Genomic DNA, 9,605 nt, shown 5'->3' on the forward strand with positions numbered 1-9,605 from the left:
GCAGTGGCGAAAAAGGCTGTTCTGAGCAGCGTTCGCCCGTTACCGCTCAACCGCGCTGTCTTGGTATTGTGGCTAGGCTTTGAACCTGCTTGGCCACCTGCCTGCTGCGCACCTGAGGAGACGCTGTGAGTTTCGACTGGAACGATATTCCGCTGCTGATTGCCCTGGCCCGTGACGGCAGCATGAGTGCGGCGGGCCGTGCGCTGGGCATCGACCCCTCGACCATGAGCCGGCGCCTGGCCGCCGCCGAGACAGCGCTGCAGACGCGCCTGTTCATTCGCGACAACGCCGGCTATCACCCCACCGAAGCCGGGCTGGTGTTTCTCAGTTACGCCGAGCGCGTGTCGGGCGATGTGAAGAGCATGCTGCTGGACACCTGCAGCGAGGCCGAAGGCATCTCCGGTGCGGTGCGCATTACCTCCATCGACTTTCTCTTCAGCCACTGGCTGGTCGACCACATGCCGGCGTTGCTGGAGCAATACCCGCGCTTGCAATTGCAGTTGCTGGTGGGCAACCAGGCGCTGTCGTTCACCCGGCGCGAGGCGGATTTCGCCCTGCGCCTGGCTCGCCCGCAGGACGATGCCGCGCTGGTGATGCGCAAGGTTGGCGACATCGGTTTCGCCGTCTACGGTGCCGAGCGCTTCGCCAACATTGCCCGCGAGCAATGGGCCGAGCAGCCCTGGCTGGCCTACGGCGAGGAGCTGGCGGAGATGGCCGAGATGCGCTGGTTACGCGAGATCGCACCGCACGCGCATTACCCGATCCGCGTCAGCAGCGTCAGCACCCTGGTACACGCCTGCCAGACCGGCGTGGGCCTGGCCCTGTTGCCGTGCATCCTCGGCGAGCGTAACGGCTTGCGCCGCCTCAGCGCTGAGGTGGAAGTGCTGCGCGAGGTCTGGCTGCTGAGCCACCGCGATGCCGGCAAGATCGGCCGCTACCAGGCCGTCAGCAATTGGTTGAAGCAAGTCTTCGAGCAGGAAGCGGCGCCCCTGCGTGGCGAGCCACGCCAGCCAGCCCCGCCGATATGACACGCCCATGCACGGTTGCATAGGCACTGTGCAGCCCTGTGCGTTCAGCTGCGCCGCGATTCCCGTCATGCTTGGCCGAACGGGCCCCGAACTGCCATGGAGAGCGTGATGCTCACACTGATCCACAACCATCCGCTGATTATCGCCGTGGCGCTGCTGCTGGCCGACCTGGCCGCCTGGCGGCTGTTGCCGGCGCAGGCCAAGGCACTGCGTGTGGCGCTGCGGCTGGGCTTCTTCCTGGCCTACAGCCTGGTGATCATCGAGGCCGGCATGAGCCCGCTGCAGCCGCCACCCTGGAGCGATGCGGCGCTGAACATGATGGGCTCGGTACTGGGCATCGCCTGGTGGCTGCTCTGCGCGCGTACCCTGACTGTGGTGCTCGGCGTATTGCTGATGCCGCGCAGCGGGCACACCGGGCGCCTGCTGCAGGATGTGCTGGGCGCGGTGATCTTCCTGGTGGCGGTTGTCGCGGCCGCGGCCTACGTCATGCAGTTGCCGGTGAAGGGCCTGTTGGCCACCTCCGGTGTGGTCGCCATTGTCGTCGGCCTGGCGCTGCAGAGCACCCTGGGTGACGTGTTTTCCGGCATCGTGCTGAACACCACCAAGCCTTATCGCCTGGATGACTGGATCTCCATCGATGGCACCGAGGGCAAGGTGATCGAAATCGACTGGCGCGCCACCCACCTGCAAACCAGCCAGGGCGGCACGGTGGTGATCCCCAACTCGGTGGCGGCCAAGGCCAAGGTGCTCAACCTCAACCGGGCCGCCGATGTGCACAGCATCAGCATCACCTTGTCCGTGCCGGCCCAAGTACGCCCGCGCCTGGTGCTGGATGCGCTGAACAAGACCCTGCAAGGCGTCAGCGCACTGCTGCCGACACCCAAGCCCAAGGTCACCATCAAGAGCTCCGACCTCACGGCGGTGGAGTACGAGGCCAGTGGCTTCGTCACGCCCGGAACCAGCAAGGATGAGGTGCGCAACCTGCTGTTCGACCTGGCCCATCGCCACCTGGAAGCCGCCGGCATCCTGCGCGGTGCGGACGTGAGCGACGTGCCGAAGAGCCGCCCGCGCAGCCTGCTGGACGATGTGAAAATCTTCCGTTCGCTGGATGCCGAGGAAAAGGATCGGCTCAGCCAGCAGATGGTTGCGCAAACCTTCAGCGCCGGTCAGGTGGTACTGGAGCAGGGCGAAACCACCGATTACCTGTTGGTGATCGGCACCGGCGTGGTCTCGGCGGCAGTACCCGATGGCGACAGCTTCATCGAGGCCGGGCGCATGGGCCCGGGGGAAATCATGGGCGAGGAGGGCGTGACCCTGGGGGCGGCGTCCCAGGCACGGTTTACCGCGCTGACCTCCAGTGTGATCTACCGCATCGACAAGGCGATGATCGAAGACTGCCTGCAGCAGCGCGAAGAAGTCGCCAGCGCCCTGAGCAAACTGCAGACCTTCCGCCAGGAGGCCAGCAGCTCGTTGTTGGTGCATAAGCCGGCTGCGATCAAGAAGGGCGGGTTCCTGAGCTGGTTGCAGCGTTCCTGAGGGCGCCGTTCCAGCAGCAGCCTTTTTAGGCGCGAACCCAGCGTTGGCGGGTCCAGCCGCTCAACGCATCGACTACAAACACCAGTATCAGCATGGCCAGGATGACCGTGCTGGCCTGCGCTTCCTGGAACAGGCTGAGGCTGACGTAGAGCATCTGCCCCAGGCCGCCGGCCCCGACGAAACCGAGCACGCTGGCCATGCGGATATTGTTTTCCCAGCGGTACAGCGAGTAGGCCAGCAGCTGCGGCCAGAGGTTGGGCAGGGTGCCGTAGCAAAACGCCGCCACCTGGCTGCCGCCCTGCAGGCGAATGGCCTCGGCAGGGGCCGTGGGTGTGTTTTCCAGGGCTTCGGCGAATAGCCGGCCGAGCACGCCTGCGGTGTGCAGGGCCAGCGCCAGGGTGCCGGCGTTGGGGCCCAGGCCGGCGGCCAGCACCATCAGGGCCGCCCACACCAGTTCCGGGATCGCCCGCAGGCCATTGAGCAGCAGGCGGGTAACGCCTTGCAGCGGTCTGCCGAAACGCCCGGCGGCCGGCAGCGCCAGGAGCAGCCCGAACAGGGCGGCAAGCAGGGTGCCGATGGCCGACATGGCGATGGTCTCCAGCGCGCCACGGCCGATGGCCAGCAGGTGCGTACCACTCAGGTCAGGCTGCAGGAAGCGCGCAACGTAGGCGCCCATGTGCTTGAGATTGCCCGCTTCGCCGAGGGCGAGCAGGTCCAGGCTCAGGTAGGCGAAAGATGCGACCACGGCAGCGAGGATCGCCAACAGTAGGGCGATGTTGCCCAGGCTCTTCATGCCAGCCTCCCGCGCAGCAGGCGACTCAGTGCATCGGCCAGCAGTACCAGCAGGAGGAAGGTCAGCAGCATGCTGGCGACTTCGCCGCCGGCGAACATGCGCATGGACAGGTCGATCTGCTGGCCTAGCCCGCCGGCACCGACAAAGCCCATCACCACCGAGGCGCGGATCGCGCATTCCCAGCGATACACAGTGTAGGAGGTCAGCTCGGCTGCAGCGTTGGGTAGGATGCCGTAGACGAAGGCGGCCAGGCGCCCGCTGCCGCTCTGCAACAGGGCATGCATGGGGCGCTGGTCCACCGATTCGAATATCTCGGCATAGACCTTGCCGAGCATGCCGGCGTAGGTGATGGCGATGGCCAGCACGCCGGCGGTGGGGCCGAGGCCGACGGCGCGAACGAACAGCAGTGCCCAGACGATCTCTGGCACGCTGCGCAGGAAAATCAGCAGCCCGCGTACCGGCCAGCGCAGGGCCTGGCCCAGGCGGCCAGGCTGGCCACCGCGAGAGGCGGCCGACAGTGACAGGGCGCGGCTGGCGGCTAGGCCGGCGGGAATGGCCACCAACAAGGCCAGGGCCATGCCGGCGGTGGCGATGGCCAGGGTCTGCAGGGTGGCATCCAGCAGCAGATCGAGAAACTCGGGGGTGTGAGCGGGCGGCCAGAAGGCCGCGACGAAGCGGCCCATCTCGCTCTGGCTGTCGGCCTGCAGCAGCACGCCCAGGTCGAGTTCGGCGAGCTGGATGCCCGGCCACAGCAGGGCAACCGCCAGCACTGTCAGCAACAGGCGGGGCAGAGCGGCGGGGTCGCGGTTAGCGCGGCTCAGCATGAGGCCAGCCCCCGCGCTGTCCGGTCCCGCTGTTGTAGGAGGGGCCTCGGCCGCGACCCACGCAGCACAGAGGCGTAGCGGGCAAGACGGGTATCGCAAGTCAGCATCGTGGAATCTGCAGGCTCAGGGTGACTGCCGGCATTTGCGGCGATACCAGTTGCTCATTGGCATACAGCGCATCGAGCAGGGCCTGGTCGACCTCGGCAGCAGGGCGATCGAAGACGATGTGCCCTTCGCGTACGCCGACGATGCGCGGGAAATGCGCCAGCGCCAGGTCCACCGCGTGCAGGCTGGCGACCAGCGTCACGCCGCGTGCCTCGGCGTGCCGGCAGAGCACGTTCAGGCAGTGGTCGGCGAGCACCGGGTCCATGGCCGACACCGGCTCGTCGGCTAGCAGCAGCTCCGGGTCCTGATACAGCGCACGGGCAATGCCGACCCGCTGCAGCTGGCCGCCGGACAGCTGCTGGCACTGGGCGAACAGCTTGTCGGTCAGGTCCAGCCTGGCCAGCACCTCGCGGGCGCCAGGAATATCGCTGGGGTGCAGCAGATTGAGCAGGCTGCGGCCCAGGCCCCATTGGCCGAGCTTACCGGCCAGCACGGCGGTGACCACCCGCTGCCGTGGCGGCAGCGGCGGCGCCTGGTGGACCAGGCCGATGCGTGTGCGCAGGCGCTGGCGCGCACGGGCGGAGAGCTGCCAGGGCTGCTGCCCCAGCACCTCTACCGCTCCTGCGCTGGGCATCAGGGCGCTGGCCAGCAGGCCGAGCAGGCTGGATTTGCCGGCGCCGGACGGGCCGATAATGGCGACCCGCTCACCGGCGTCGATGCTCAGGTCCACGCCGCGCAGGGCGTGAACCCCATTGCCGTGCTGCAGGCTGGCGCCGGAAAGGCGCAGGCTCATTTCAGCAGGTCGGCGGCGCGAGCGGCGTCCTCGATGCCCTTGTAGTTTTCCGGCTTGGTCTCGATGAAACGGCTGGCGGCCTGCAGGTCGAGGATCGCCTTGTGCTCGGGATTGGCCGGGTCGAGGGCGAGGAAGGCCTGCTTGATCTTCGCGGTTAGGGCCGGGTCGAGGGTGCCACGCACGGTCCAGTTGTAGTCGTAGTAGGTCGGGGTGGTGGCGAAGACCTTGACCTTGCTGGTGTCGACCTTGCCGGCAGCGACCAGTTTTTCCCACACGCTGGCGTTGAGCACGCCGCCGTCGACCTTGCCGGCCTGCACCCAGGCGGCGGTGGCGTCATGCGCGCCGGAGTAGCCGATGCGGCTGAAGTAGCTTTCCGGCTTGATGCCGTCCTGCAGCATGAAGTAGCGCGGCATCAGGCTGCCGGACGTGGAGGAGATGGAGCCGAAGGCGAAGGTCTTGCCCTTGAGATCGGCCAGCGACTTGACGTCCGGGTTGGCGGTGATGAACTTGCTGGTGAACTGGGCGTCCTGCTCGCGCTGTACCAGCGGGATGGCGTTGCCGGTTTTCAGATGCACCTGGACGAAGGTGAAGCCGCCCAGCCAGGCCAGGTCCAGACGGTCGGTGGCCAGGGCCTCGACCACGGCCGGGTAGTCGGCCACCGGAACGAACTCGACCTTCATGCCCAGTTCTTTCTCCAGGTAGGCGCCCAGCGGCTTGAACTTGCGCAGCAGTTCAGTGGGGGCTTCGTCCGGGATGGCACTGACTTTCAGCACGTCGGCGGCATGCGACAGGGTGGCGGACAGGGACAGGGTGAAAGCGGCGGCGAGCGCCAGGGTGCGCTTGAGCATGAAGATTCTCCGGTTCAATAGCGGAAAAGGTTCGAAGGGGCGGGCCAAGGGCCGCGCTTCGTCAGGGTAGTAGAACGGCGGCGATTATATGGGCGCAGGCGTGAAAGAGCAGCTTTGCTAGAATCCGCGCCTGTTTCCGATTTGCCGAGAGCCTGACCGATGAGCGAGCCGATCCGCCTGACCCAGTACAGCCATGGAGCCGGTTGCGGCTGCAAGATTTCCCCCAAGGTGCTGGAAGTGATCCTCGCCGGTAGCGGCGCGCAGAACCTCGACCCCAAGCTGTGGGTGGGCAATGCCTCGCGTGACGATGCGGCGGTCTACGCCCTGGACGACGAGCGTGGCGTGGTCTCCACCACCGACTTCTTCATGCCCATCGTCGACGACCCCTATGATTTCGGCCGCATCGCCGCCACCAATGCGATCAGCGATATCTACGCCATGGGCGGCGACCCGCTGATGGCCATCGCCATCCTCGGCTGGCCGGTGAATGTGCTAGCGCCGGAAGTGGCGCGCGAGGTGATCCGTGGTGGCCGCGCGGTATGTGACGCCGCAGGCATCCCGCTGGCCGGTGGCCACTCCATCGATGCGCCCGAGCCTATCTTCGGCCTGGCCGTGACCGGCGTGGTCTACAAGAAGCACATGAAGCGCAACGACACCGCCACGGCTGGCTGCCAGCTGTACCTGACCAAACCGCTGGGCATCGGCATCCTTACCACCGCCGAGAAGAAGGCCAAGCTGCGCGCAGAAGATGTCGGCCTGGCCCGCGACTGGATGTGCACCCTGAACAAGCCTGGCAGTCGCTTCGGCAAACTGGCCGGCGTGCAGGCCATGACCGACGTCACCGGCTTCGGCCTGCTCGGCCATCTGGTGGAGATGGCCGACGGCGCGGGCCTTACCGCCCAGCTCGATTACGCCGCCGTGCCGCGCCTGCCGGGCGTCGACTACTACCTGGCCGAGGGCTGCGTGCCGGGTGGCACGTTGCGCAACTTCGACAGCTATGGCGAGAAGATCGCACCGATCAGCGACGCGCAGCGCGACCTGCTGTGCGACCCGCAGACCAGCGGCGGCCTGCTGGTGGCCGTCAGCCCCGAGGGCGAAGCCGAGTTTCTGGCGGTGGCCGCCGAACTGGGGCTGCAGCTGGCACCCATCGGCCAACTGGTCGAGCGACAGCGCCACGCGGTAGAGGTGCGGTGATGCGCGACAACACCAGCGACTACCGCGAGCTGTTCCTCAGCGATGTGCCGATGATGGACATGCGCGCCCCGGTCGAATACGCCAAGGGTGCCTTCCCCAATACGGTCAGCCTGCCGCTGATGACCGACATCGAGCGGCAGAGGGTGGGCACCTGCTACAAACAGCACGGCCAGCAGGCGGCCATCGAATTGGGCCACCAACTGGTCTCGGGGCAGATCAAGGCCGCGCGCGTCGAGGCCTGGGCGGCCTTTGCCAAGGCCCACCCGCAAGGCTACCTGTACTGTTTTCGCGGCGGCCTGCGCTCGCAAATCGTCCAGCAATGGTTGAAAGAAGCGGGTATCGACTATCCACGGGTCATCGGCGGCTACAAGGCCATGCGTACCTTCCTGATCGAGGCTCTGGACCGGGCGATGGCCGAGTGCGACTTCGTCATCGTCGGCGGCATGACCGGCACCGGCAAGACCGAGGTGGTGGCGGCCCTGGCCAACAGCATCGACCTGGAAGGCCACGCCAACCATCGCGGCTCCAGCTTCGGCAAGCGCGCTACCGGCCAGCCCGCGCAGATCGACTTCGAGAACCAACTGGCCATCGACCTGCTCAAGCGTCGCGCACGTGGGCAGCAGCAGTTCGTGCTGGAGGACGAGAGCCGCCTGATCGGTACGTGCTCGCTGCCGCTGCCACTGCACCAGGGCATGCAGCGCTACCCATTGGTGTGGCTGGAGGACAGTTTCGACGGTCGCGTGCAGCGCATTCTCAAGGACTACGTGATCGACCTGGCCGGCGAATTCCTTGCCGTACATGGTGAAGAACAGGGTTTCGCGCGCTTTGCAGAACGGCTGCTGCAAAGCCTCGACAACATCCTGAAACGCCTCGGCGGCGAGCGCCACGCACGCCTGCGCGAGCGCATGCAGCAGGCGCTGGACGAGCAGCTCCGCAGTGGTGCGGTGGAGTTGCACTGCGGCTGGATCGAGGCGCTGCTGAGCGAGTACTACGACCCCATGTACGTCTACCAACGCGATAGCAAGGCGGCGCGCATCGAGTTCGCGGGTGAAGCCGAGGCGGTCATCGCCTATTTGGCAGAGCGCCAGTTGCAGCGCTAGCGCGAAGGAACACCAAGAGCCGGGCTGGCGCAGGCCACTTCGCCATCCGCCCTTGGCCGCTTTTTGCCGATCAGCGAGCTGCGGTCGATTGGGCAACGGCAATCCAACCTGTAGTCAGCGCAGCTGTAGCTGACCGTTTGCCTTGATGCGCTGAGATTCCACTTCGGGCCAGCCTGCGGCTATTCCAGTTGCACCCCGTGGCCGCAGTTGTCGAAGCGCTGATAGCTCCAGGGCGCGTTGACGTGGATGTCGGAGCCGGAGTTGCCGACCCTGGTCGAGCATCTGATCCGCAGCTTTATGCCCGACGCCCGCGCGACCATCGAGCAGGTGGCCGACTGCATGATGTTCAGCACGCGCAAGCTGCAACGCCTGCTGGCCGATGAAGGCACGACTTTCCAGGAACTGCTGACCTCGGCCCGGCAGTTCATGGCCTGCCACTACCTGCAGGATTCCACCATCAGCATTGCGCAGATATCCGACCTGCTCGGCTACAGCAGCCAGAGCGCATTCAGCCGCGCGTTTCAGCAGTGGTACGGGCAGAGTCCGAGGGCGTGGCTAAAGCAGCAGGTGCTTGGCGTTAGAGGGAGGCGGGATAATCAATAGTGGTTGTGGCGGAGAGCTGCACTGTCGGAGTGGGAGAGTCCTGCAGCGGAACAAGGCCGATAACGTTTGGTTAAGGGGCCGGCTTTAGCCGGTCCCGAGTGAGCGAAGCGAACGACTTGAACCAGTTGTTATGGCTTACCGCTCCCAGATGGGCCTAATTTCTTTGCCTGTTACTAGGGTGTGTAGTGCACACATTGCTTCGTGTATTTTTACGGTGACTTCTTTTATGGAGTGGAGTTTTACTTCCTCTACTGTGGTTTTTAACGATCCTCCGCGTGAGGAGGCAAAAGAAAGCATGACTTTCCCCGTTTCTTGATCTGTGGTTATTGCGTTGTGAGCATACTTGTTTCGTGCTTTTTGAGCGGACTGGAGCTTTGCAATAACCGACTTGTAATTTTTTATATTGGGATACTGAGGGGCTAGCTTTTCGCTGAGCGCGCTTATTATGTCTATTTTCTGTTGAAAATTACTGCTTGCTACCATTATGACGGCTCGATAATCAAGAGCCGCCTCGTATCCTGCTAGCTTGCTGATAGCTATGTTCACGCTCGATTCTAGTGTGCCCCATAGGGTCGTTACTCGTCCGAGTTCAAGGAGATATTCATTCGGGGCAGGCCAATTATCTTTGAATGTTGGAATGCTCATTTTGTTTTAGCCATAACGTTTGGTTAAGGGGCCGGCTTTAGCCGGTCCCGCAGTGAGCGAAGCGAATGACTTGAACCATTTGTTAGGCGTTGCCTATAAAAGGGTTGTTGAGGTCGTATGAGGACTCAGCAAGAAC

The 9,605-nt window shown here is 64.8% G+C and carries 10 protein-coding genes; 5 read left to right on the forward strand and 5 right to left on the reverse strand.

From position 1 onward, the window contains the following. The first annotated feature begins 125 nt into the window (after nt 1-125). Both H3H51_RS21020 and H3H51_RS21025 read left to right on the forward strand, forming a co-directional pair. Nucleotides 126-1,028, forward strand: a complete 903-nt coding sequence (locus tag H3H51_RS21020) for a LysR family transcriptional regulator (RefSeq protein WP_183091045.1) — start codon at nt 126-128, stop codon at nt 1,026-1,028. A gap of 108 nt (nt 1,029-1,136) precedes the next feature. Then, on the forward strand, nt 1,137-2,564 hold the full coding sequence (locus tag H3H51_RS21025; protein ID WP_183091046.1) for a mechanosensitive ion channel family protein: 1,428 nt from the start codon (nt 1,137-1,139) through the stop codon (nt 2,562-2,564). Between the two features lie 25 nt (nt 2,565-2,589). Here H3H51_RS21025 and phnE read toward each other — a convergent pair whose 3' ends face one another. From phnE to H3H51_RS21045, 4 genes are all read right to left on the reverse strand, one after another. Next, complete coding sequence (gene phnE, locus H3H51_RS21030; RefSeq protein ID WP_183091047.1) at nt 2,590-3,357, reverse strand: phosphonate ABC transporter, permease protein PhnE; 768 nt, start codon at nt 3,355-3,357, stop codon at nt 2,590-2,592. Next, nucleotides 3,354-4,181, reverse strand: a complete 828-nt coding sequence (locus tag H3H51_RS21035; RefSeq protein WP_183091048.1) for a PhnE/PtxC family ABC transporter permease — start codon at nt 4,179-4,181, stop codon at nt 3,354-3,356. Before H3H51_RS21035 ends, phnE begins: the two co-directional genes overlap by 4 nt. A gap of 100 nt (nt 4,182-4,281) precedes the next feature. Beyond that, on the reverse strand, nt 4,282-5,079 hold the full coding sequence (locus tag H3H51_RS21040; RefSeq protein ID WP_183091049.1) for a phosphonate ABC transporter ATP-binding protein: 798 nt from the start codon (nt 5,077-5,079) through the stop codon (nt 4,282-4,284). Next, on the reverse strand, nt 5,076-5,927 hold the full coding sequence (locus tag H3H51_RS21045; RefSeq protein WP_183091050.1) for a putative selenate ABC transporter substrate-binding protein: 852 nt from the start codon (nt 5,925-5,927) through the stop codon (nt 5,076-5,078). Before H3H51_RS21045 ends, H3H51_RS21040 begins: the two co-directional genes overlap by 4 nt. A gap of 159 nt (nt 5,928-6,086) precedes the next feature. Between H3H51_RS21045 and selD the strand changes: the two genes are divergently transcribed. The 3 genes from selD to H3H51_RS21060 all read left to right on the forward strand — a co-directional run bounded on the left by selD (nt 6,087) and on the right by H3H51_RS21060 (nt 8,824). Next, nucleotides 6,087-7,121: a selenide, water dikinase SelD gene (gene selD / locus H3H51_RS21050; RefSeq protein WP_183091051.1), complete on the forward strand. Its 1,035-nt coding sequence runs from the start codon at nt 6,087-6,089 to the stop codon at nt 7,119-7,121. After that, nucleotides 7,121-8,221: a tRNA 2-selenouridine(34) synthase MnmH gene (gene mnmH / locus H3H51_RS21055; protein WP_183091052.1), complete on the forward strand. Its 1,101-nt coding sequence runs from the start codon at nt 7,121-7,123 to the stop codon at nt 8,219-8,221. Before selD ends, mnmH begins: the two co-directional genes overlap by 1 nt. Nucleotides 8,222-8,482: 261 nt before the next feature. Continuing rightward, nucleotides 8,483-8,824, forward strand: coding sequence for a helix-turn-helix transcriptional regulator (locus tag H3H51_RS21060; protein WP_235981446.1), 342 nt, complete (start codon nt 8,483-8,485; stop codon nt 8,822-8,824). 135 nt (nt 8,825-8,959) lie between these two features. On the opposite strand, the gene H3H51_RS21065 is transcribed toward H3H51_RS21060, so the two are convergent. Continuing rightward, complete coding sequence (locus H3H51_RS21065) at nt 8,960-9,370, reverse strand: hypothetical protein (RefSeq protein ID WP_220791119.1); 411 nt, start codon at nt 9,368-9,370, stop codon at nt 8,960-8,962. Between the last annotated feature and the right edge of the window lie 235 nt (nt 9,371-9,605).

It is taken from the genome of Aquipseudomonas ullengensis, from assembly GCF_014174475.1.
Lineage (GTDB): Bacteria > Pseudomonadota > Gammaproteobacteria > Pseudomonadales > Pseudomonadaceae > Aquipseudomonas > Aquipseudomonas ullengensis.